The sequence below is a fragment of the Microbulbifer mixtoriginis (SeqCode) genome (assembly GCF_052466695.1).
Map to the genome: position 1 here is coordinate 4165903 of NZ_CP174285.1, position 22272 is coordinate 4188174.

The 22272-nt window shown below is 50.5% G+C and carries 34 protein-coding genes; 28 read left to right on the top strand and 6 right to left on the bottom strand.

From position 1 onward, the window contains the following. Positions 1–12: 12 nt before the first annotated feature. The 28 genes from rplD to ACJJI0_RS18300 all read left to right on the top strand — a co-directional run bounded on the left by rplD (position 13) and on the right by ACJJI0_RS18300 (position 14172). Positions 13–627 carry a 50S ribosomal protein L4 gene (rplD, locus tag ACJJI0_RS18165; RefSeq protein ID WP_252084413.1) on the top strand — a complete coding sequence of 205 codons (615 nt, stop codon included), beginning with the start codon at positions 13–15 and terminating at the stop codon, positions 625–627. Continuing rightward, positions 624–920: a 50S ribosomal protein L23 gene (gene rplW, locus ACJJI0_RS18170; protein ID WP_152451143.1), complete on the top strand. Its 297-nt coding sequence runs from the start codon at positions 624–626 to the stop codon at positions 918–920. Before rplD ends, rplW begins: the two co-directional genes overlap by 4 nt. Positions 921–934: 14 nt before the next feature. Beyond that, the gene (gene rplB, locus ACJJI0_RS18175) at positions 935–1759 is read left to right on the top strand and encodes a 50S ribosomal protein L2 (protein WP_020411387.1); all 825 of its coding nucleotides are present in this window, start codon (positions 935–937) and stop codon (positions 1757–1759) included. A 37-nt stretch (positions 1760–1796) separates the two neighbouring features. Continuing rightward, positions 1797–2075, top strand: coding sequence for a 30S ribosomal protein S19 (rpsS, locus tag ACJJI0_RS18180; protein ID WP_020411388.1), 279 nt, complete (start codon positions 1797–1799; stop codon positions 2073–2075). Between the two features lie 15 nt (positions 2076–2090). Beyond that, a complete protein-coding gene (rplV, locus tag ACJJI0_RS18185) occupies positions 2091–2423 on the top strand; it encodes a 50S ribosomal protein L22 (protein WP_020411389.1) in 333 nt (110 codons plus the stop codon). Between the two features lie 19 nt (positions 2424–2442). Further along, positions 2443–3123: a 30S ribosomal protein S3 gene (gene rpsC / locus ACJJI0_RS18190; RefSeq protein ID WP_444883682.1), complete on the top strand. Its 681-nt coding sequence runs from the start codon at positions 2443–2445 to the stop codon at positions 3121–3123. Positions 3124–3134: 11 nt separating this feature from the next. Next, positions 3135–3548, top strand: a complete 414-nt coding sequence (gene rplP, locus ACJJI0_RS18195) for a 50S ribosomal protein L16 (protein ID WP_020411391.1) — start codon at positions 3135–3137, stop codon at positions 3546–3548. After that, positions 3548–3739: a 50S ribosomal protein L29 gene (gene rpmC, locus ACJJI0_RS18200; protein WP_020411392.1), complete on the top strand. Its 192-nt coding sequence runs from the start codon at positions 3548–3550 to the stop codon at positions 3737–3739. Before rplP ends, rpmC begins: the two co-directional genes overlap by 1 nt. Before the next feature lie 2 nt (positions 3740–3741). After that, complete coding sequence (rpsQ, locus tag ACJJI0_RS18205; protein ID WP_108731660.1) at positions 3742–4005, top strand: 30S ribosomal protein S17; 264 nt, start codon at positions 3742–3744, stop codon at positions 4003–4005. Between the two features lie 46 nt (positions 4006–4051). Next, a complete protein-coding gene (rplN, locus tag ACJJI0_RS18210) occupies positions 4052–4420 on the top strand; it encodes a 50S ribosomal protein L14 (protein ID WP_067151032.1) in 369 nt (122 codons plus the stop codon). A 20-nt stretch (positions 4421–4440) separates the two neighbouring features. Beyond that, positions 4441–4752: a 50S ribosomal protein L24 gene (rplX, locus tag ACJJI0_RS18215; protein WP_108731661.1), complete on the top strand. Its 312-nt coding sequence runs from the start codon at positions 4441–4443 to the stop codon at positions 4750–4752. Between the two features lie 31 nt (positions 4753–4783). Continuing rightward, a complete protein-coding gene (rplE, locus tag ACJJI0_RS18220) occupies positions 4784–5323 on the top strand; it encodes a 50S ribosomal protein L5 (protein WP_020411396.1) in 540 nt (179 codons plus the stop codon). A 9-nt stretch (positions 5324–5332) separates the two neighbouring features. Then, positions 5333–5638, top strand: coding sequence for a 30S ribosomal protein S14 (gene rpsN / locus ACJJI0_RS18225; protein ID WP_020411397.1), 306 nt, complete (start codon positions 5333–5335; stop codon positions 5636–5638). 40 nt (positions 5639–5678) lie between these two features. Continuing rightward, positions 5679–6071: a 30S ribosomal protein S8 gene (rpsH, locus tag ACJJI0_RS18230; protein ID WP_252084415.1), complete on the top strand. Its 393-nt coding sequence runs from the start codon at positions 5679–5681 to the stop codon at positions 6069–6071. 12 nt (positions 6072–6083) lie between these two features. Beyond that, positions 6084–6617, top strand: a complete 534-nt coding sequence (rplF, locus tag ACJJI0_RS18235; RefSeq protein WP_252084416.1) for a 50S ribosomal protein L6 — start codon at positions 6084–6086, stop codon at positions 6615–6617. Between the two features lie 13 nt (positions 6618–6630). Then, the gene (rplR, locus tag ACJJI0_RS18240; protein ID WP_252084417.1) at positions 6631–6981 is read left to right on the top strand and encodes a 50S ribosomal protein L18; all 351 of its coding nucleotides are present in this window, start codon (positions 6631–6633) and stop codon (positions 6979–6981) included. 10 nt (positions 6982–6991) lie between these two features. After that, complete coding sequence (gene rpsE, locus ACJJI0_RS18245) at positions 6992–7498, top strand: 30S ribosomal protein S5 (RefSeq protein WP_252084418.1); 507 nt, start codon at positions 6992–6994, stop codon at positions 7496–7498. Between the two features lie 38 nt (positions 7499–7536). Next, entirely contained in the window at positions 7537–7722 is a 186-nt protein-coding gene (gene rpmD, locus ACJJI0_RS18250) for a 50S ribosomal protein L30 (RefSeq protein ID WP_020411402.1), read from the top strand. Between the two features lies 1 nt (position 7723). After that, a complete protein-coding gene (rplO, locus tag ACJJI0_RS18255; RefSeq protein ID WP_444883683.1) occupies positions 7724–8158 on the top strand; it encodes a 50S ribosomal protein L15 in 435 nt (144 codons plus the stop codon). A gap of 11 nt (positions 8159–8169) precedes the next feature. Next, positions 8170–9516 carry a preprotein translocase subunit SecY gene (secY, locus tag ACJJI0_RS18260; RefSeq protein WP_444883684.1) on the top strand — a complete coding sequence of 449 codons (1347 nt, stop codon included), beginning with the start codon at positions 8170–8172 and terminating at the stop codon, positions 9514–9516. Positions 9517–9557: 41 nt separating this feature from the next. Further along, positions 9558–9674 carry a 50S ribosomal protein L36 gene (gene rpmJ / locus ACJJI0_RS18265; protein WP_010133825.1) on the top strand — a complete coding sequence of 39 codons (117 nt, stop codon included), beginning with the start codon at positions 9558–9560 and terminating at the stop codon, positions 9672–9674. A 348-nt stretch (positions 9675–10022) separates the two neighbouring features. After that, positions 10023–10379, top strand: coding sequence for a 30S ribosomal protein S13 (gene rpsM / locus ACJJI0_RS18270; RefSeq protein ID WP_152451165.1), 357 nt, complete (start codon positions 10023–10025; stop codon positions 10377–10379). 87 nt (positions 10380–10466) lie between these two features. After that, on the top strand, positions 10467–10856 hold the full coding sequence (rpsK, locus tag ACJJI0_RS18275) for a 30S ribosomal protein S11 (protein WP_020411406.1): 390 nt from the start codon (positions 10467–10469) through the stop codon (positions 10854–10856). 15 nt (positions 10857–10871) lie between these two features. Continuing rightward, on the top strand, positions 10872–11492 hold the full coding sequence (rpsD, locus tag ACJJI0_RS18280) for a 30S ribosomal protein S4 (protein ID WP_108731669.1): 621 nt from the start codon (positions 10872–10874) through the stop codon (positions 11490–11492). Between the two features lie 44 nt (positions 11493–11536). Beyond that, a complete protein-coding gene (locus ACJJI0_RS18285) occupies positions 11537–12541 on the top strand; it encodes a DNA-directed RNA polymerase subunit alpha (protein ID WP_252084420.1) in 1005 nt (334 codons plus the stop codon). Positions 12542–12664: 123 nt separating this feature from the next. Continuing rightward, positions 12665–13051: a 50S ribosomal protein L17 gene (rplQ, locus tag ACJJI0_RS18290; RefSeq protein ID WP_152451171.1), complete on the top strand. Its 387-nt coding sequence runs from the start codon at positions 12665–12667 to the stop codon at positions 13049–13051. Positions 13052–13123: 72 nt separating this feature from the next. Then, on the top strand, positions 13124–13378 hold the full coding sequence (locus ACJJI0_RS18295) for a DUF1315 family protein (protein ID WP_444883685.1): 255 nt from the start codon (positions 13124–13126) through the stop codon (positions 13376–13378). Positions 13379–13536: 158 nt separating this feature from the next. After that, positions 13537–14172: a hypothetical protein gene (locus ACJJI0_RS18300; RefSeq protein WP_444883686.1), complete on the top strand. Its 636-nt coding sequence runs from the start codon at positions 13537–13539 to the stop codon at positions 14170–14172. A 64-nt stretch (positions 14173–14236) separates the two neighbouring features. Here the strand turns inward: ACJJI0_RS18300 and ACJJI0_RS18305 are convergent, their stop codons facing one another. The 6 genes from ACJJI0_RS18305 to uvrA form a co-directional block, all read right to left on the bottom strand. Continuing rightward, positions 14237–15691 carry a pectin acetylesterase-family hydrolase gene (locus ACJJI0_RS18305; RefSeq protein ID WP_444883687.1) on the bottom strand — a complete coding sequence of 485 codons (1455 nt, stop codon included), beginning with the start codon at positions 15689–15691 and terminating at the stop codon, positions 14237–14239. Positions 15692–16102: 411 nt separating this feature from the next. Further along, positions 16103–17080 carry a 5-oxoprolinase subunit C family protein gene (locus ACJJI0_RS18310; protein WP_444883688.1) on the bottom strand — a complete coding sequence of 326 codons (978 nt, stop codon included), beginning with the start codon at positions 17078–17080 and terminating at the stop codon, positions 16103–16105. 13 nt (positions 17081–17093) lie between these two features. Continuing rightward, a complete protein-coding gene (pxpB, locus tag ACJJI0_RS18315; RefSeq protein WP_444883689.1) occupies positions 17094–17792 on the bottom strand; it encodes a 5-oxoprolinase subunit PxpB in 699 nt (232 codons plus the stop codon). A gap of 29 nt (positions 17793–17821) precedes the next feature. Beyond that, the gene (pxpA, locus tag ACJJI0_RS18320; RefSeq protein WP_444883690.1) at positions 17822–18571 is read right to left on the bottom strand and encodes a 5-oxoprolinase subunit PxpA; all 750 of its coding nucleotides are present in this window, start codon (positions 18569–18571) and stop codon (positions 17822–17824) included. A gap of 52 nt (positions 18572–18623) precedes the next feature. After that, positions 18624–19226 (bottom strand): hypothetical protein, encoded by a 603-nt coding sequence (locus tag ACJJI0_RS18325; RefSeq protein WP_444883691.1) that lies wholly within the window; start codon positions 19224–19226, stop codon positions 18624–18626. Between the two features lie 172 nt (positions 19227–19398). Next, entirely contained in the window at positions 19399–22224 is a 2826-nt protein-coding gene (gene uvrA, locus ACJJI0_RS18330; RefSeq protein ID WP_444883692.1) for an excinuclease ABC subunit UvrA, read from the bottom strand. Between the last annotated feature and the right edge of the window lie 48 nt (positions 22225–22272).

Sequence of the window (22272 nt, forward strand, 5' to 3'; positions counted from 1 at the left end):
GGGGAATTAGATATGGAACTGAATATCGCTACTCCCGAAGGCGCTAAAGGCACAGTAGCTGTCTCTGAAGTGACTTTCGGACGTGAGTTCAACCAAGATCTGGTACACCAGGCAGTTGTCGCCTACATGGCTGGCGCTCGTCAGGGTACCAAGGCGCAGAAGAATCGTTCTGATGTTTCCGGTGGTGGTAAAAAGCCCTGGCGCCAAAAAGGTACTGGCCGCGCACGTGCCGGTACTATCCGCAGCCCGCTGTGGCGCTCCGGTGGTGTAACTTTCGCCGCTGACCCGCGTGATCACAGCGTTAAGCTGAACAAAAAGATGTACCGCGCTGCACTGCGCTGCATCCTGTCTGAGCTGGCTCGTCAGGAGCGCTTGATAGTGGTTGAGTCCTTCGATGTGGACGCGCCCAAGACCAAGCAACTGGTTAGCAAACTGGCTCAGTTTGACCTGTCCGATGCGCTGATCGTGACTGAAGAGGTTAGCGAAAACCTGTACCTGGCCGCTCGCAACTTGCACAAAATCGATGTTCGTGATGTGCAGGCGATCGATCCAGTAAGCCTGATTCGCTTTGATAAGGTCGTGGTTACCGTTTCTGCGCTCAAGAAAATTGAAGAGGTGCTGGGATGAACCAAGAGCGACTCTACAAAGTACTGCTGGGCCCGGTAATTTCCGAAAAAGCTGCTGTGCTGGCCGATAGCGCCAACCAAGTAGTTTTCAAGGTTTCCACCGATGCCGAAAAAGCTGAGATCAAGGCCGCGGTTGAAAAGCTGTTTAACGTTTCTGTTGAGCAGGTTCGCACCGTGAACGTTAAAGGTAAAACCAAGCGTACCCGCTACGGCATGGGCCGTCGCAGCGATTGGAAAAAAGCCTACGTTCGCCTGGCCGAAGGCAGCGACATCAACTTTGAAGCTGCTGAGTAAAGGGGACTGTTACAATGGCAATTGTAAAAACAAAACCGACCTCCGCCGGCCGTCGACACCTGGTTAAGGTTGTTAACCCCGACCTGCACAAGGGTGCTCCTTACGCTCCTCTTTTAGAGAGCAAGAGCAAAAGCGGTGGCCGTAACAACAACGGTCGTATCACCACTCGTCATATCGGCGGTGGTCACAAGCAGCACTACCGCGTAATCGACTTCAAGCGCAACAAAGACGGTATCCCCGCTAAAGTTGAGCGTCTGGAGTACGATCCCAACCGCAGCGCACATATCGCTCTGGTTTGTTACGCGGATGGTGAACGTCGTTACATTATCGCACCGAAAGGCCTTAAGGCTGGCGCCACCATTCAGTCCGGCGATGCCGCACCGATTGCTGTGGGCAACACCCTGCCTCTGCGCAACGTTCCGGTGGGTTCTGTAATTCACGGTATCGAGCTGAAGCCTGGTAAAGGCGCTCAGTTGGCCCGTTCTGCGGGTGCTTCTGTACAGCTGGTAGCCCGTGAAGGCCAGTACGCGACTATTCGTCTGCGTTCCGGCGAAATGCGCAAGGTTCTCGCTGAGTGCCGCGCAACCCTGGGTGAAGTGAGCAACTCCGAGCACAGCCTGCGCAAGCTGGGTAAAGCTGGTGCTGCACGCTGGCGTGGTGTTCGTCCTACCGTTCGCGGTGTGGCGATGAACCCGGTAGATCACCCGCACGGTGGTGGTGAAGGTCGTACCTCTGGTGGCCGTCACCCTGTTACTCCGTGGGGCGTTCCGACCAAGGGTAAGAAAACGCGCAAGAACAAGCGCACCGATAAGATGATTGTACGTCGTCGCGGCAAGTAAGCCGCGCGATGTCTGAGCAGCTAGAGAGGAATCGACAGTGCCACGCTCATTAAAAAAAGGTCCCTTTATTGATCTGCACTTGATCAAGAAGGTGGAGGCGGCGATTGAAGCAAACGATCGTCGACCGATTAAAACCTGGTCCCGCCGTTCCATGATTATGCCGGAAATGGTTGGACTGACGATTGCCGTTCACAACGGTCGTCAACACGTGCCCGTTTTGGTTAACGAAGAAATGGTTGGCCATAAACTGGGCGAGTTCGCTGCTACCCGCACTTACCGCGGTCACGCTGCGGACAAGAAAGCGAAGAAGCGCTAAGCCGAGGTTAAAAAGATGGAAGTAGCAGCAAAATTACGCGGCGCACGTCTATCGGCGCAAAAGGCGCGACTGGTAGCTGATCAGGTTCGCGGCAAAGGCGTTGAAGAAGCCCTGGATATTCTTGCATTTAGCAATAAAAAGGGTGCGGCGATCGTCAAGAAAGTACTGGAATCGGCCATTGCCAACGCCGAGCACAACGAAGGTGCTGACGTTGACGAGCTGAAGGTTTCCACAATTTTTGTGGACGAAGGTATGACCATGAAGCGCATTAAACCGCGTGCGAAAGGTCGTGCAGATCGCATTCTTAAGCGTACTTGTCACATCACTGTGAAAGTGGCCGAGAAATAAGAGAGCAGGCGAGAAAACCATGGGACAAAAAGTACATCCTACCGGCATTCGTCTGGGTATCGTTAAAAAGCATACCTCTGTTTGGTATGCCGGCAGCGACGAGTACGCAGACAAGCTGTACACGGATCTGAAAGTTCGCGAATTTATTCGCAAAAAACTGGCCCACGCTTCCGTGAGCCGTATCGAGATCGAACGTCCGGCGAACACCGCTCGTGTGACTATTCACACTGCGCGTCCAGGCATCGTGATCGGTAAAAAAGGTGAAGACGTAGAACGTCTGCGCAACGCTGTTAGTGCGCAGATGGGCGTACCTGTGCACATCGACATCGAAGAAGTGCGCAAGCCTGATATGGACGCAGCTCTGGTTGGCCAGAACGTTGCCCAGCAGCTGGAACGCCGCGTTATGTTCCGTCGTGCGATGAAGCGCGCCGTACAGAACGCTATGCGTCAGGGCGCCGAAGGTATCAAAATTCAGGTAAGTGGTCGTCTCGGCGGTGCGGAAATCGCACGTACCGAATGGTACCGTGAAGGTCGTGTGCCCCTGCATACCCTGCGTGCCAATATCGACTACGCCACTGCTGAAGCGATGACTACCTACGGCATCATTGGTATCAAGGTGTGGATCTTTAAAGGTGAAGTCATCGGTGACGAAATGCCCGATGAAAAGCCGGTAAAGAGCCGCAAGAAAGCTGCTAAATAAGGGGTACGCAAATGTTGCAACCAAAGCGTACAAAATTCCGCAAGGTACAGAAGGGTCGCAACCGCGGTCTTTCTCAGCGCGGCTCTAAAGTGAGCTTTGGCGAGTTTGGCCTCAAGGCCATCGGTCGCGGTCGCATTACTGCGCGCCAGATCGAAGCGGCTCGTCGCGCTATGACTCGTCACGTTAAACGTGGCGGTAAAATCTGGATTCGCGTGTTTCCGGACAAGCCAATTACCAATAAGCCCCTCGAAGTCCGTATGGGTAAAGGTAAAGGTGGCGTTGAATACTGGGTAGCTCAGATCCAGCCGGGCAAAGTCCTCTATGAGATGGAGGGTGTGTCCGAGGAGCTGGCTCGTGAGGCTTTCGCACTTGCTGCGGCCAAGCTGCCTGTAAAAACAACTTTCGTTAAGCGTTCGGTGATGTAATGAAGACTGCAGATCTACGCGAAAAGTCAGTTGAAGAGCTGAACCAGGAACTGCTGAACCAGCTCGAAGCTCAATTCAAGCTTCGTATGCAAAAGTCCACCGGTCAGCTGGCTCAGACTCATCTGCTGAAGCAGACTCGTCGCGACATTGCTCGCATAAAGACTGTGTTGACCGAGAAGGCAGGTAACTAATCATGGCTGAAGCAAAACTGAAGCGTACTCTGACCGGTAAGGTCGTGAGTGACAAGATGGATAAAACCATCACCGTTTTGATCGAGCGCCGTGTTAAGCACCCGATCTACGGCAAAATTGTAAACAAGTCCACAAAGCTTAAGGCACATGACGAGAACAATGATTGCAGCATCGGCGATGTTGTAACCATCGAGGAATCTCGTCCGCTGTCCAAGAGCAAATCTTGGGCTTTGCAGAAAATTGTAGAGCGTGCGGCGAAGGTATAACCCCTAGCGCATTGACTGCCGAATTGAAAGGTTTCGGAGAGAGACAATGATTCAAGCGGAATCCTACTTAGAAGTAGCTGACAACAGTGGGGCTCGCCGCGTCATGTGCATCAAGGTGCTGGGCGGCTCCCATCGTCGTTATGCCGGCGTGGGCGACATTATTAAGGTAACCGTTAAGGAAGCCATTCCCCGCGGTAAAGTGAAGAAAGGTCAGGTAATGAACGCCGTTGTGGTTCGCACCAAAAAAGGTGTGCGTCGCGCGGACGGTTCCCTGATTAAATTTGACGATAACGCAGCGGTGCTGCTGAACCAGCAACTGGCGCCGGTTGGCACCCGTATTTTTGGTCCGGTAACTCGCGAATTGCGCGGTGAGAAGTTCATGAAGATCATCTCCCTCGCTCCCGAAGTTATCTAGGCCTCGAGCGGAGAAGAGTTATGCGCAAGATCAAGCGTGACGACGAAGTGATCGTTATCGCCGGTCGTGACAAGGGCAAACGTGGTTCAGTACGTAAAGTACTGAACGACGGCCGTCTGATTGTCTCCGGCATACAGATGATCAAAAAGCACCAAAAGCCAAACCCACAGATGGGTATTGCGGGTGGCATCGTTGAGAAAGAAGCTGCTATCCAAGCTTCCAACGTAGCCATCTTCAACCCTAACACCCAGAAGGCTGACCGGGTGGGCTTTAAAGTACTGGAAGACGGCACTAAGATTCGCGTCTTCAAATCCAGCGGCGAAGCCATCTAAGGCTCTTGACGCAAAAGCAGGTTGGTAGATCATGGCAAAGCTTAAAGAGCTCTACACTAAGGACCTCGTGGCCAAGCTAAAAGAAGAGCTTGGTCTCGAGAATGTGATGGCAGTGCCGCGCATCACCAAGATCACCATCAACATGGGTGTTGGTGAAGCGATTGGTGATAAGAAGGTGCTGGAGCACGCTGTCAACGATATGACAGCAATTACTGGTCAAAAGCCCATCGTTACTAAAGCGCGCAAATCTATTGCGGGCTTTAAGATTCGCGACGGTTGGCCGATCGGCTGCAAGGTAACTCTGCGCGGTGAGCGCATGTATGAGTTCCTGGAGCGTTTGGTTGATATCGCGATTCCGCGTATCCGCGACTTCCGTGGCATTAGCCCGAAGCAGTTCGACGGCCGCGGTAACTTCTCTATGGGCGTGACTGAGCAAATCATCTTCCCGGAAATTGACTACGACAAAGTAGACAAGCTCCGCGGTCTGGATATTTGTATTACCACTACAGCTGCAAACGACGATCAAGGTCGTGCGCTGCTGAAAGCGTTCAACTTCCCTTTCAAGGGTTAAGAGGATTCCATGGCGAAGAAATCCATGATTGCGCGCGAAAACAAGCGCGCTCGAACCGCAGCTAAGTACGCCGAAAAGCGTCAAGAGCTGAAGGCGATCATCGCCAGTTCCACTGCTTCCGAAGAGGAGCAGTGGGAGGCTCAACTCAAGCTGCAGAAAATGCCGCGCGATGCAAGCCCGGTACGTCAGCAACGCCGCTGTCGTATTACTGGTCGCCCCCACGCTGTATACCGCAAGTTCGGCCTGTGCCGTAACAAGCTTCGCGAAGCTGCGATGCGTGGTGATGTTCCTGGCCTCGTGAAGTCCAGCTGGTAATTACCAGCTGGTTTAAGGCAGATTTGAGGAGTCTCATAAGATGAGTATGCAAGATCCGTTGGCAGATATGCTGACTCGCATCCGCAATGCCCTGGCACGCGGAAAGGCGGAAGTCACCCTGCCATCATCCAAACTGAAAGTAGCAGTGGCCAAAGTCCTGAAAGACGAAGGTTACGTTACTGATTTAAATGTAAGCGAAGGCGCAAAGCCGGAACTGACCATTGCTCTGAAATACTTCCAGGGCAAGCCGGTTATTGCCGAGCTGAATCGCGTTTCCCGTCCGGGCCTGCGCGCTTACACTGGTAAAAAAGCTCTGCCTACCGTACGCGGTGGCCTGGGTATCGCGATCGTTTCCACCTCTAATGGTGTGATGACTGATCGCGCTGCACGCCAGGCTGGTGTTGGTGGCGAAGTGCTTTGCACCGTATTCTAAGCGGGGGTTGCAATGTCTCGAGTAGCAAATAGTCCGGTAGTTCTCCCCGCAGGTGTTACCGTAGATCTGAAAGGTCAGAACATCGCTGTTAAAGGCGGTATCGGTAACCTGGATATGGTTATTCACGGTGATGTAGAAGTAAGCCAGGCTGAAAGCCAGCTGACTTTTGCCGCGCGCAATAACTCCAAACAGGCCAAAGCGCTGGCGGGTACTACCCGTGCTCTGGTCAATAACATGGTGATAGGCGTAAGCAAGGGCTTCGAGAAGAAGCTGCAGTTGCTGGGTGTTGGTTATCGTGCGAAAGCCGCCGGTAAAGCGGTTAACCTGACCCTGGGCTTCTCCCATCCGATCGATTATCAGTTGCCGGAAGGTGTGACTGCGGAAACGCCATCCCAGACTGAAATCGTACTTAAGAGCAGCAATAAACAGCTGCTGGGCCAAGTGGCCGCTGAGATCCGTGCGTTCCGTCCGCCGGAGCCCTACAAAGGTAAGGGTGTCCGTTATGCCGATGAACGCGTGTATCGCAAAGAGGCCAAGAAGAAGTAAATAGGGCATAGATATGAACGTTAAGAAAGCATCTCGCTTGCGTCGTGCACGTCGTGCCCGCGCCAAGATCCGTGAGCTGGGCGCCGTTCGCCTCACCGTGAACCGCACACCGCGTCACATTTACGCACAGATCCTGTCTGCCGAAGGCAATGCGGTATTGGCTTCTGCCTCTACCCTGGACAAGGACCTGCGCGAAGGTAAAACCGGTAACGTCGACGCCGCTTCCGCGGTTGGCAAACTGATCGCTGAGCGCGCGAAAGCCGCTGGTGTTGAAGAAGTTGCCTTCGATCGCAGTGGCTTCAAGTTCCATGGCCGTGTAAAGGCTCTGGCTGACGCTGCCCGCGAAGCCGGTCTGAAATTCTAAGGGTTGAGTTATGGCTAGAGAGAAAGACAAAAGCAACGACGAAGGCCTGCAGGAGAAGCTGGTCCAGGTCAATCGCGTTGCCAAGACTGTTAAAGGTGGTCGTATCTTCGCCTTTACCGCGCTGACCGTAGTTGGCGACGGCAATGGCCGTGTCGGTTTCGGCCGTGGCAAGGCGCGTGAAGTGCCTGTTGCGATCCAGAAAGCGATGGAAGCTGCACGCCGCAATATGATCCAGGTAGAGCTGAATGGTGACACCATCCAGTACGCTACCAATGGTCGCCACGGCGGTTCCAAGGTTTACATGCAGCCCGCCTCCCAGGGTACCGGTGTAATTGCCGGCGGTGCCATGCGCTCCGTACTGGAAATGGCTGGTGTACACAACGTACTGGCTAAGTGCTACGGCTCTACTAATCCGGTGAACGTAGTACGTGCAACTTTCAAAGCTCTGGATCAAATGCAGAGCCCGGAAGATGTAGCTGCCAAGCGCGGTAAATCAGTCGAAGAGATTCTGGGCTAATCACAGCCCAGATTTAAGGTTATTGGTGGGTTAAGACCATGGCTAAGAAGACCATTAAAGTCACCCAGACCAAAAGCATCAACGGACGCCTGAAAAGTCATCAGGCGTGCGTTGCGGGTCTGGGCCTGCGCCGCATCGGCCACACAGTGGAAGTGGAAGATACTCCTTCCGTACGCGGCATGATCAACAAAGTAAACTACCTGGTTAAGGTTGAGGGGGAATAACATGCGTTTGAATGACCTGTCTCCCGCACAAGGCCACAAGCACAGCGCCAAGCGCGTTGGCCGTGGTATTGGTAGTGGTTTAGGTAAGACCGGTGGCCGCGGCCACAAAGGTCAAAAAGCGCGCTCCGGCGGCAGCGTTCGTCCGGGCTTCGAAGGCGGTCAGATGCCTTTGCAGAAGCGTCTGCCTAAGTACGGTTTCACCGCTCGTGTTTCTCGCTTCACCGCAGAAGTACGTCTGGCAGAGCTGTCCAAGGTAGAAAGTGACGTAATCGATTTGGCAGCGCTGAAGAATGCCGATATCATCGGCAGCCATATTAAACGCGCCAAAGTGTTTCTCTCAGGTGAGCTGACTAAAGCTGTAACCGTAAAGGGTCTGGGAGTGACCAAAGGTGCAAAGGCGGCTATCGAAGCTGCTGGCGGTAAAATAGAAGACTAATCGAGGCGCCAATGGCACGACCAGGATCCGGTGGAAATCCCCTGGGCAACAGCAAGGGATTGGGCGAGCTCTGGGCTCGCCTTCGTTTTCTTTTTCTAGCGATACTTGTTTATCGCTTGGGAACACATATTCCGGTGCCCGGCATTGATCCGGAAAAGCTGTCAAATCTGTTTAATCAGAATCAGGGAACCATCCTTGGTCTGTTTAACATGTTTTCAGGCGGCGCCCTGGAAAGGATGAGTATTCTGGCTCTGGGCATCATGCCCTACATCTCCGCATCCATCATTATGCAGTTGATGAGTGCGGTGACTCCCTCTCTGGAAGCATTGAAGAAAGAAGGGGAGGCCGGAAGGCGTAAGATCAACCAGTACACCCGTTATCTGACGGTGGTGTTGGCCCTGATTCAGGGTATCGGCATGACCTTCGGGTTGGCAGGGCAAAATCTGGCTTACTCATCTGAGCCTGCGTTTGGTTTTTACTTTGTGGCGGTAACGTCGCTGGTGACCGGTGCCGTATTCATGATGTGGCTCGGTGAGCAGATCACTGAGCGCGGTGTGGGCAACGGCATTTCCATGCTGATTTTTGCCGGTATCGTTGCTGGGTTACCCGGCGCTATCGGACAGGCGTTCGAGCAGGCCCGACAGGGTGAGTTGCATATTCTTATGCTGCTTATCATCGGTGTTATCGCTTTAGCTGTGGTGTTCTTTGTTGTAGTAATGGAGCGCGGTCAGCGCCGAATTACGATCAACCACGCCAGGCGACAAGCCGGTCGCTACTCCGCAGCACCAGCTGCGCAGGCGAGCCACCTGCCTCTGAAGGTGAATATGGCCGGTGTTATTCCGGTGATCTTCGCCAGCAGTATCCTGCTGTTCCCAGCGACGCTGGCACAGTGGTTTGGACAGGGTGGTGAAGGTGTCGGTGCCCAGATTCTGCAGTGGATGGCATTGCAGCTGGGTCCAGGGCAGCCGCTGAACATTATTCTGTTCGCACTGCTGATTGGTTTCTTCTGTTTCTTCTATACGGCGTTGATGTTCAACCCGAATGAAGTTGCAGATAACCTGAAAAAGTCTGGTGCCTATGTACCTGGTATTCGTCCAGGTGAGCAGACAGCCCGCTATATCGATAGTGTGTTGACCCGACTCACTCTGGTAGGTGCTGTGTATATCGCACTGGTATCCCTGCTGCCGCAGTTCCTGGTGGTTGGGTTTAACGTTCCCTTCTATCTGGGGGGTACCTCACTGCTGATCGTTGTAGTCGTAGTGATGGACTTTATGGCACAGGTACAATCGCATCTGTTGTCACACCAGTACGAAGGCTTGATGAAAAAAGCGAACCTGCAAGGCTACGGTCGTCGCTAGTGCGTCACCTGCTCGCAGTTTGATTGAATTGAGGTAAGGTCATGAAAGTACGCGCTTCTGTAAAAAAGATCTGCCGTAACTGCAAAATCGTGCGTCGCAAGGGCGTTCTGCGGGTAATCTGCAGCGCTGAGCCACGTCACAAGCAGCGTCAAGGCTAATAGGGGCCAGCCCCTTACAGAGAGCGTCCGTTGGGCGCCTCTGTAAAAGCTGGAAAAATTCGCTATTTGTTACAGCCCCGTAATGAATGGCAACACCATAAAGAATTTCTTTGTGGTGGGAGGTCAGCCTAAAGGTTGGACCTCCGCTAGGGGGCGTTGACTGTCGTCCACATCCGCTGCGGGAGGCCGTGGTGGGCGTGGGCTATTGCAATTTGGTGTCTGAAAAGCTATTCTTGCGCGCCTTTTTGGTGGCGCCGTCGGTTTTTTAGTCGCTGTCAGCGCCGAAATCAAAGTAGAGTCACATACTTAATATAAAGCAGTGGCTCCCAATACGTGGAGTACGCCTCTATGGCACGTATTGCTGGTGTCAATGTACCAGACCACAAGCACGCCGTGATCTCCCTGACCCACATTTATGGGGTAGGTCTTACTACGGCTAAGTCTATTTTGGCAGCGGTTGGTATCGCTGAATCCACCAAAATCCGCGACCTGTCTGAAGAGCAGATCGAAACCATCCGCGGTGAAGTTGCAAAGCTTACCGTAGAAGGCGACCTGCGCCGTGAAGTATCCATGAACATCAAGCGTTTGATGGACCTGGGTTGCTATCGCGGTCTGCGTCACCGTCGCAGCTTGCCGCTGCGTGGTCAGCGCACCAAGACCAATGCTCGCACCCGTAAGGGTCCGCGCAAGCCGATTCGCAAGTAAGCCTTAACTAAGGCGCGAAATCGCGGTTCAAGATGCCCCGGCTGGCTAATCGCCGCGGGGATTTGATACAGGATTTAGGATACTGGTATGGCTAAGCCAAAAACTACTGTTCGCAAAAAGGTCAAAAAGACCGTTGTCGACGGTATTGCCCACATCCACGCATCGTTCAACAACACGATCGTGACGATCACTGATCGCCAGGGTAATACCCTCAGCTGGGCCACCGCAGGTGGATCTGGCTTCCGTGGCTCACGTAAGAGCACCCCGTTTGCAGCCCAGGTTGCCGCTGAGCGCGCAGGTACTGCAGCTCAGGAGTACGGCCTGAAAAACCTCGACGTAGAAGTGAAGGGCCCTGGCCCCGGTCGCGAATCCGCTGTTCGCGCACTGAACAACTGCGGCTACAAAATCACCAATATCACCGACGTGACGCCTATCCCGCATAACGGATGTCGTCCGCCCAAGAAACGTCGCGTGTAAGAGGGGGCTGATAGAATGGCACGTTATATTGGACCAAAATGTAAACTGTCCCGTCGTGAAGGGACTGACCTGCAGCTGAAGAGTGGTGTACGTCCGCACGACTCCAAGTGTCGCGCAGAATCTAAGCCCGGTCAGCATGGCGCTGGTCGCGGCCGTCTGTCCGACTACGGCATCCAGCTGCGTGAAAAGCAAAAAGTTCGTCGTATCTACGGCGTACTGGAAAAGCAGTTCCGTAACTACTATAAGGAAGCAGCACGTCTGAAGGGCGCTACAGGTGAAAACCTGCTGCAACTTCTCGAGCAGCGTCTGGACAACGTGGTTTACCGCATGGGCTTCGGCTCAACTCGCTCTGAAGCGCGTCAGCTGGTTTCCCACAAAGCAATTCTTGTAAACGGCACTACCGTTAACATTCCTTCTTTCCAAGTTAAAGAAGGCGACGTTATCGCTGTACGTGAGAAAGCCAAGAAGCAGCTGCGTATCCAGAATTCCGTTTCCCTCGCTGCCCAGCGTGGCGATGTCGAGTGGGTAGACGTAAACGCGAGCAAACTGGAAGGCACTTTTAAGCGCACTCCGGATCGTGTCGATCTGCCGGCAGAGATCAACGAAAACCTTATTGTGGAACTGTACTCCAAGTAACAATTAGTCCACTTTAAGGAATGCAACTGTAAACAGGTATGGCTATGCAGACTGCTGTCAACGAGTTTTTGACACCGCGTCGTATTGACGTCACCGAGTACAATCCGAATCACGCCAAAGTGGTTCTGGAGCCCCTGGAGCGTGGTTTCGGCCACACTCTTGGCAATGCGCTGCGTCGCATCCTGCTGTCCTCCATGCCGGGCTGCGCCGTCACCGAAGTAGAAATCGACGGTGTCGAGCACGAGTACAGCGCGATTGAAGGTGTGCAAGAAGATGTTATTGAAATCTTGCTCAACCTGAAAGAAATCGCGGTTGTTATGCACGGCAAAGATCAGGCGGTATTAAGCCTGAGCAAGAAGGGCCCGGGTGCAGTGACCGCTGGAGATATCCAGGTAGATCACGATATCGAGATTGTGAATCCTGAACACGTGATTGCCAATATCACAGGTGATGTAGAACTCAACCTGCGACTCACTGTTGCGCGTGGACGTGGTTATCAGCCCGCCGACGCTCGCCGTGATGAGGAAGAGGAAAGCCGCGCGATTGGCCGTCTGCAACTGGACGCATCTTACAGCCCGGTTCGCCGTGTATCTTACAGCGTGGAAAGCGCACGTGTAGAGCAGCGTACCGATCTAGATAAGCTGGTTTTGGACCTGGAGACCAATGGTACTCTGGACCCAGAAGAAGCTATTCGTCGTGCAGCCACTATTCTGCAGCAACAGCTGGCAGTATTTGTGGACCTGGAAGGCGAGAAAGATGCGCAACCGAAGGCGGAAGAGCCCGAAGTTGACCCAGTATTGCTGCGCCCGGTTGACGACCTGGAACTCACCGTACGTTCGGCTAACTGTCTGAAAGCGGAAAACATCTACTATATCGGTGACCTGATTCAGCGCACTGAAGTAGAGCTGCTGAAGACTCCGAACCTTGGCAAGAAGTCTCTGACTGAAATCAAGGATGTACTGGCTTCCCGTGGTTTGTCACTGGGTATGCGTCTGGAAAACTGGCCACCGGCCAGCCTTAAAGGCGATAGCAAATTAAGCCCCCTGTAAGCATTTGGTAGTCGCGGCGATGTCGCGACTAGTAGAAAGAACCCGAGCGGTGCCACAGCTTAGCGCGACACCGCTCCAGAACGACCTGCTGAGACAGCAACTGTGGTCGTAAGGAATTGAGTCATGCGTCATCGCTATAGTGGCCGTAAATTCAGCCGTACCAGCGCTCACCGCAAGGCCATGTTCAAGAACATGACCGCTTCTCTGGTAGAGCACGAACTGATCAAAACTACACTGCCAAAAGCCAAGGAGCTGCGTCGCGTCGCCGAGCCGCTGATTACCCTGGCTAAGAAAGACAGTGTTGCCAACCGTCGTCTGGCTTTCGCTCGTATCCGTGATAAGGATGCTGTGCGCAAGTTGTTCGATGAGCTGGGTCCTCGTTACGAAGCCCGTCCAGGTGGATATATCCGTATCCTGAAGTGTGGTTTCCGCGCTGGTGACAAAGCACCGATGGCTTACGTTGAACTGGTGGATCGTCCACAAGTTGAAGACGAAGCTGCTGAAGCATAAGTTGCACTAGCAATTTTGCTACGGAAGGCCGGTCATAGACCGGCCTTTTTTGTATATACGGGAGAATTTTGTATGTCTTTTGAGCAGTTGTTAAATAATTTGAACCCGCAAATTGTTGCCAGCCTGCGGCGAGCAATTGAGTTGGGTAAATGGCCCAATGGTGTTGTGATTACTGCAGACCAACGTAGTCTCTGTGCAGAGGCGGTTGCCAGCTGGGAGGCCCAAAATCTGCCTAAAGAGCAGCAGCTAGGCTATGTCGCACCAAAGACCTCCAAAGACCCCTGTTCTGCTAAAAAAGGTGATGAACAACCTTTGAGCTGGGTATAAGTTGCTTTAGCTGATTCACTTACTTTCCAGCTGTTTAATAGATATTGGCGCATATCTCTTCAGCTGGGACGCCCTTCCCATTCATCCCTCCGCTTTTCTCTGCTTATATAGTTACCGACATAACGAAATATAAATTTAAATTTGCTCGGTAATTGGATATGAAAAAACTGATATTGCTTGCCGGTGCAGTAAGCCTAGCTGTTGTCGGCATTGATCATTACGATATTAATGTCAAAGAAAGTGTGGCGAGAGTGCAACAGTTTGTGCAGCCATTAAAGGAAAATAATAGGTTAGCACAGGATATCTCTGAAAAAATACCTTGGTCAGAGCTGGATGCAACGGAGATGGTGGAACTACTGGACCATCCTCGGGTGAAGGCCTATCTCGATCGTGAGAAGTTAAAGCAGGAGTTAAAAGATTACTTTGCCGACCTTGGGAGCTTATCCAGTGCTGAGGCCTGGGACGCAATTGAGCAGGTGGAGAGTGAGAAACGAGTAACGGGTTATGAAGCGCTGTCGATGAAACTAGCCTGGTTAGAAAAAAATAGCCTTAACGAAGCCGATTTCAAGCAGCGCGCCGAAGAACTTTTTAATATTTATCGAGAAAAGGCTCAGTCAGTGATTAGCCGCTATGACCCACATACTCAAGTGCCAGGCTTCTCTACCTATAAAGATCTAGAGCGTTCTATTGTTGAAGAGGTTCAGCAAATGACATCTTTCCCCAATGGAATGAATAAGCAAGAATATTTGCGACAACGCTTACAGGAAGCTCGGGAAACGGTTTACGGAAGCTAATCAATAAACAGTGCTGCTACTTTTAGTACTTTTAGCAGCAGCACTGCCCTACGCCTGATACGAGTTACATAAACAGGCCAATTAGGTCATAGAACCAATTACTGTTGTTTTCAAAGTCGGAGACTTTGTCTGTCTCATAGGCGCGGATCATGCCGCCACCGTTGTGGTTCACGATATTGTCCAGAAAATCCTTTAATTCCAGTCCATGCTCGGCGATTTCGCCGTATTTAAGATCAATAATCGTGGTGCAGTGGCTCTCATTTAGGTTGCGAAACATTGGGAAGTAGTAGCCCCAATTACTGGTTTGATCCAAGAGTGGTATTAGATTTTCATGGGTGTCCTTTTGCCAGCGCTGGCGCAGTTTATCTAAACGAGAGTTGGCATCTGGGTCGTTGTAAATATCTTCGTAGAAGCGCTCATAGGAGTATGAAGAAAAGTTACCATCCGCCAGGAAGTGCGTGATACCCAGGCGATCTGTAGGGAATTTATCTGACAGTGCGCGGTATATCGAAGCCAACTGATTGCTGTCAAATCCTGGAGTAAAAGATTTTATCGCATTAATAGGGTTCTCTTCATTGGGATCCCCATCAGTTGTATAAGTAGTCCAGGAATGAAGCACTTCGTTGTGTAACGGTAAGGATGGGTATTGAGTGTTGTTATCACTGTCCAGAGGCGCTTTGTAAAGCGGGCCGGAATCATCTATCAGATAGCCGTATTCGACATCCATATCCTCACGAAGTTTCGTGTAATTTAACAGAGCCCCTACGCTGCCTGCACTGCAACCAGCGGCAAGCATTTGCTTGGGTTTCTGCAAATTATTCTTTACCCATGAGGTTACTGCCTGCACATTGCGCAGGCCATTATGATGCCAAATTAGATCCGAATTCTGTCCGTTCTTATCCTTATATATCTCTGTCTTATCACCAACATAAATATCACCAGTGCAGTATGGAACGTAAACCATGTTCCACTCGCCAGTTTTATACTGGTTGTACGGGTGGTGAGTATAAATAAGGGGTGAAACACCTGCGGTAGTGAGATTATCGAAATTTGTGAAATCTAAGAGGTGTACATTGCTGAGATAGTCATCAGGGATGCCATTAGGGTTGCGTGCCCCGCGAATACCAGCCTGGCCGGAGCAGCTTTCGTAGTCCCAACAGGCACCGCCACCTTCAAAATAAAAAATGGTATTGCTGGTATCGGGCACCCGATAAACAAAAAATTTATAGGGGGAGCCATTGCCGCACATGGCGCCGGTCCTGGCAGGAACATCTACTTTTTGCCAAGTATTAAAATCTTTAGGCTCGAAGTCATCGTTAAAGCTTGGGTCGTGCATGGTCAGAGGGTACATCCCCTGAGCTTGCTGGGTAGAGACCGGTGCATCAGCGTTGGGAGGATCAAAGAGGTGTTTGAGGGTTTTCCAGAAATTGTAATCACCTGGTTCTGCTTGTGCATATGAGGTGATAAGGAGTGAGCTGGCAATAAATGCCATAGTTAAACCACGGAGAATTTTTATCATTATTAATCCCCTTCCGGTAATTTGTGTTTTCTCTCTGGACCAGGCCGCATCGCGAACACAAGTTGTAGAAAATAACGTCACTTCAACGCTTGCAGTTAGCCAAGTAGGACACTCGTCCAAATCGCGCTTTAGGTAAAACCCAAGAAGACTAGTTAATAATGGACTTTTGGTCTAGCTAAAGACTAGTTAAAACTGATAAGTCATGCTGGACCAATTGGTCTGACAGATTTCGTGGAAAATATTTTATTAAGTTGGGGTTGTTGATGGTTTTTGGAACGTGCGTTGGTTTTAAGGGTTTGGATAAATATTGCTTAGCCACAATGTGTGACCAGGCTGCTACATAAGTAGGTGACTTTCGTAGTTTAATTGTTTGTCTTACATAAAGTGAAAAGCATTAACTTAAGCCTTACTTTAGAGGATGAAAGACTCATTGTTTTCTGGTGCTAGATTATTTTTAAGGTTCTTAAGATACTTCATTTTTTTTAACAGAATCTCTCTTGCCTGTACCTGATTAACTAGTTGAAAGTTAATTTTATCCTGAGCCTTGAGTTGTCCTAATCTATGCAGGTCGGCTCGAATAATATGGCCAATACGAGGATATCCGCCGATAGTTTGCCCCTCAATAAAAGAAATAATGGGTTCGCCAGTGTTAGGTATCTGAATACAGCCAGGGTAAAGTCCGGAGGAAATCATTTCATCCGAACTCTCCGTAATAGCTTTTGAATCTACAATGATTGATGGGGATAGACGAATCCCCATGCGATTGCTTTGGGCGGATACTTGAAAGGTTTTTCTGAAAAAATTATTTAATGTTAACTCTGTAAATCGCTTTTTTTCTGGTCCGTAGATAACTCTAAAAAGTGGTCGAGATTGATAGCAGGGTTGTAGGCTTCGATCTATGTGAGCGGATTTTGCGATGCGAATATTTTTCAGATGAAGGCGTTCTTTGTAACTGATAGCCTTACCTTTGTTGCCCCCAAAGTGACTGATCAAGTGTGTTGATACGCTGCTGAAAGCCTGAGAGGTGGAAATTGTGGCAGATAAACCAATATATGCTCTGGTGCCACTTAGTAGTTGACCAAATTCTAAAATGTCTCCCCGCTTAACTTGGATGACCTTGTAATTTTCTACAGTTATTTTATTTAACAGAACATTGAATTGTGCTCCTGTGATAGCTATTGAGATATCACATTCGAACTTGATAAATGGACCAGTTAACGTTAATTCCAATACAGGGTTGTTAAGGTAGTTACCCAATAGCAGGTTGGCAAGTTGCATGGACAGGATGTCAGCTGCGCCCCCCTGGGGAATTCCACAGTGCATTAGACCTGGGCGCCCAAAGTCCTGAATACTCGTTTGTAGGCCTGGACGAATAAAATAGATGCTCATAGTTAGATCAGTTTCACATTGTAGACTGATGAATATCGTCAAATTCTGCTTGATTAATCGAGTAGAACTTAATGATATCTAATGGATCTGCAATAAATGGATGGCTGCTATAAGGTTGGAATAATTGAATGGGAGTCTGGCCGATAATTTGCCACCCTCCTGGTGTGGCTTGTGGGTAAACTCCTGTCTGGCTGCCGCCGATGCCAACAGCTCCTGCAGGAATGCGCACTCGTGGATTTTTTTTACGAGGACATTCCAGTTTAGGGTTGAGACCGCCGAGATACAAAAATCCGGGAGTAAAGCCCAACATATGTACGAGATAAGAGGGTGCTGTATGCAGCTTAATAATTTCTTTGCTGGATAAGCCGGTGTGCCTGCTTAATATTAAAATGTCTGGAGCAAAAATTGATTCATAGCACACAGGAATGCGAATGGTACGGGATTTTCGTGAAATGTTTTTATGGGCTTTAAGGAAGTCTTGAATTGATTGTTGAACTTTCTGTGAGAGCATCTCGCTATCAAATAAAGCAGGGTTAAAAATCAGAGTCAGACATTGATAGGCAGGAATTAATTCAATAAAATTATTGGGGGTTTTATTAAGGAGATATTCTTTAAGCCCAATAATATAACGGCTAAGGTTTTCACTTGGCTCTGAGTTGAAGCGGATATCTAACGCACTATCTCCATTTGGGTAAACACTAAAATCGAGCATAGTCGAGTGATTTCTTTGTTTGGAGGATGTCACGATTGTATGTTCAGGCCATGATGTTGTAGGTGCTTGACTAGTGCTTTTGCGATTTTTAGAGCGGCAGGATTGTCACCATGTAAACAAATCGTATCCACAGAGAATTTCAGCGGTGTGCCATAATAGCTTGTGAAGTCTGTACCCTTTGCCAATGCGACAGCTCGTTCTAGGCAGTTTTCAATATTGTTTAGCACTGAGCCAGGTAGATTACGTGGGGCTAATTTGTCTTTGTTTAAGTAGTGCCTATCTATAAAACCCTCCCGATAAAAGGTGCACTGCTTCTCTATTGCCACAGACTCCATCGCACCGTTGGCTAAACCGATAATTTTCAGAGAGGGATACTCTTTGGCGAAGAGTGAGATAATTTCTTTAGCGAGTAACCTATCTGCTTCGGCATCGTTATATAAAGCGCCATGTAGTTTAACGTGATCCAGCAGTACACCTGCTTCAGTAGTCAGGAATTGCAGCTGCTCAATCTGTTGAAACAATGAGTCAAGTAATAGATTTATTGGGATTTTGACAGACTTTCTTCCAAAATTTTCCCGATCTGGGTAGCCGGGGTGTGCTCCAATTTTTAAATGATGTTTTTGTGCGTTGAAAATGGAAAGGCGCATAATGTCCCGGTTTCCTGCGTGAGCGCCACAGGCGATATTGCAGCGGGAAATAAAGGGCATGATTTGCGTGTCCCTAATGCAGCTTTTTAGATCGCTACCTTCACCCAGGTCACAGTTGATGTCTATGCGCATAATATCAGTCCCTTCGACTTACACTCATCTTTAGGCCTAAACTATTTCATTTTCAACTTGTAGGGCAAGACTTCACCTCTGAAGAAATTTGCACACCTTTTGATTCATAGCAGTCGCCCAGAGGTGAGCAAAAACATGCTTTCACTTCAATGTCATTTCTTAATGCATTTAACTTTGTCCAAAGTGGTTCATTGGCGGCTGTTCTTTGAAGTGTCAAGAATTTTAGGGGGAAATGTGAAGCGATAATGGCTTGTTCCAATATTACTGTGTTTAAGCCACTCCTTGCCGCGAGAGTGCTTTCTCCTTTATTTTCTAGCTCGTGAATCGTCAGATATAAATTTTTTTCTTCTTTGTGGCAGCAAGAGGTTAGAAACGCTTCAAGGTCTGAGTAAGTTTTATCATTATAAGTGAACTCTAGAGACTTCAGGATTGCGGGTCCCGAGCCGGCGTTATGTAATGAGAAGATTATAGTTGGTTTTTGTGTCGCTCCATCAAAGTTTCCTTGATCAAATTTAACCACAGGCATAGTCATAACTCGGACTTGTTTGTTTGCGGCCTTGGCTTGCAGATAAGTGGCATAAAAAGAGGCTATAGAAATTAAAATTGCGCATAATGCAATTATTAAGTTGAGCCTTTCTTTATTGAGAAAATTCATTTATTTAGGTCTTTAAAAGGTAAGGGGAGTCTTCGAGTAATTCACAGAGGCACTTCTCTTGCTTCAGGGGGGGGGAGCCTCCTGAAGCAAGACAAAATACTTAGACTCTTTTAAGAGCAGCATAGAGATTTGCCAGAAAAGTGCCGAGGGGCCAAGCGCTCTGGCCATCAATTTATCCAAGCATGGGTTTAAGGAAGCGGCCGGTATGGGAAACTTTCATTTCTGCCACATCCTCTGGAGTCCCCGCTGCAATAATCTGTCCTCCACCGGAGCCGCCTTCCGGGCCTAGGTCCACAATCCAGTCGGCAGTTTTAATGACGTCGAGATTGTGTTCGATAACCACGATGGTATTGCCGTGATCGCGCAGGCGATGTAAGACATCCAGTAATAATTGGATGTCGGCAAAATGCAGGCCAGTGGTGGGTTCGTCAAGGATATACAAGGTTTGGCCGGTGTCGCGCTTGGACAGTTCACGAGAGAGTTTTACTCGCTGCGCTTCGCCGCCGGAAAGTGTGGTGGCCGCCTGGCCAAGTTTGATATAGGAGAGACCGACATCCATCAAGGTTTGTAATTTCTTGGCAATTGCGGGCACGGGGTCAAAAAACTCTCGCGCATCTTCCACTGTCATTTCCAATACCTCGTGGATATTTTTGCCTTTGTAATGTACTTCCAGGGTTTCGCGGTTGTACCGTTTACCATGGCAGGTGTCGCAGGGCACATAGATATCCGGTAGAAAATGCATTTCGACTTTGATCACACCGTCGCCCTGACAAGCTTCACAGCGACCGCCTTTTACATTAAAGCTGAAACGGCCTGGCTTGTAGCCACGTGAGCGCGCTTCCTGGGTACCGGCAAATAGCTCTCGAATCGGGGTAAAAATACCTGTGTAGGTGGCCGGATTAGACCTTGGGGTGCGGCCTATAGGGCTCTGATCGATATCCACACATTTATCGAAATGCTCTAACCCATGAACGGACTCATATGGGGAGGCCTTCAAGGTGGTGGCTTTATTGAGTGCTGTGGCAGCTAGAGGGTAGAGGGTGGTATTGATTAGGGTAGATTTACCAGAGCCTGAGACACCAGTGACACAGGTAAAGAGGCCTACGGGGATTTCCAGGTCTACGTTTTGTAAATTGTTGCCGCTGGCACCTTCGAGGCGCAGCATATAGTCCTCGTTGGGGATATAGCGCTCTTCCGGTACAGCAATTTTCTTTTTTCCGGACAGGTACTGTCCGGTGAGAGATTTTTTACACTTGGTGATTTTATCCGCGGTACCAGCCGCGACTACTTCGCCACCGTGAACACCGGCACCGGGGCCTATATCGACAATAAAGTCGGCACTGCGGATAGCGTCCTCATCGTGCTCAACGACAATTACTGTGTTACCAATATCGCGTAGATGGGTAAGAGTGTTAAGTAGGCGTTCGTTGTCCCGTTGGTGTAAGCCAATAGAAGGCTCGTCGAGGATATACATTACGCCCACCAGGCCGGCCCCGATCTGGCTGGCCAGGCGAATCCGCTGTGCCTCACCGCCAGATAGAGTTTCTGCGCTGCGATTCAGAGTTAGGTAGTTGAGCCCCACATCTACCAGGAAGCGAAAGCGATCGCGCAGTTCTTTAAGAATTTTATCGGCAATTTCTTTTTGGGCACCTCTGAAGGTCAGCTCGTGATCAAAATAGTTGAAAGCATCGCCGACGGGCAGCTCGGTAATCTGTGCCAGGGTGCGGTTGTCCACAAAGACATGACGGGCCTCGCGGCGCAGTCGGGTGCCATGGCACTCAGGGCATTTTTGTGTGCTCAGGTATTTGGCCAGCTCTTCGCGTACAGATTGGGATTCCGTGTCCCTATAACGGCGTTGGAAGTTGGGAATAATGCCCTCGAAAGTGTGCTGCCGCACGGTAACATCACCGCGATCATTTACATAGCTGAAGTCGATTTCCTCATCGCCGCTGCCCTGTAAAATGATCTTGCGGTGCCCCTTGCGTAGTTTCTTCCAGGGTTTGTCCAGATCGAAGCCGTAGTGCTCGGCGAGGGAGTCGAGCATGTGATAGTAGTAGATGTTGCGTCTGTCCCAACCGCGAATAGCACCCTCGGAGATGCTGCTCTCTGGGTCGAGAATCACCTTATCCTCGTCAAAGAACTGCTTAACCCCCAGGCCGTCGCAACTGGGGCAGGCGCCGGCCGGGTTGTTGAAGGAAAACAGGCGCGGTTCCAGTTCGTCCAGTGAATAGTCACAGACGGGGCAGGCGTGGCGTGCGGAAAAAAGTCGGTCTTCCTGGTCACCATCCATAAAACTGATGGAAGCGATGCCATCGGTGAGATTCAAAGCAGTTTCGAAGGACTCCGCCAGGCGTAACTGCAGGTCATCGCGCACCTTAAAGCGGTCTACCACAACCTCTACGGTGTGCTTGCGTCGCTTGTCCAGCTTGGGCGTGTCGTCCAGATCACAGATAACGCCATCGATACGTGCTCGAACGAAGCCGTCACGGCGCAGCTGTTCAAATACATGCTGGTGCTCGCCCTTGCGGTCGCGTACTACGGGTGCCAGTAGCATCAGCTTAGTGCTCTCCGGCAGGGTCAGTACCTGATCCACCATCTGGCTCACGGTCTGGGCCTGTAGCGGTTCGTCGTGTTCCGGGCAGCGCGGTTCGCCGACACGGGCGAACAACAGTCTGAGGTAGTCGTAAATCTCAGTAATGGTGCCTACGGTGGAGCGCGGGTTGTGGGAGGTGGACTTCTGCTCAATGGAGATGGCTGGCGACAGTCCCTCAACAGTATCCACATCCGGCTTTTCCATCATCGATAGGAATTGCCGTGCATAGGTGGACAGGGATTCCACATAGCGGCGCTGGCCTTCAGCGTAAAGGGTGTCAAAGGCCAGGGAGGATTTACCGGAACCAGACAGTCCGGTTATCACGATCAGCTTGTCGCGGGGGATGTCCAGATCGATATTTTTCAGGTTGTGGGTGCGAGCACCCCTCACATAAATCGTGTCCACGCTCTACCTATATTGCTGCTAATACTGGGCCGGGCCACGGACTTGCTC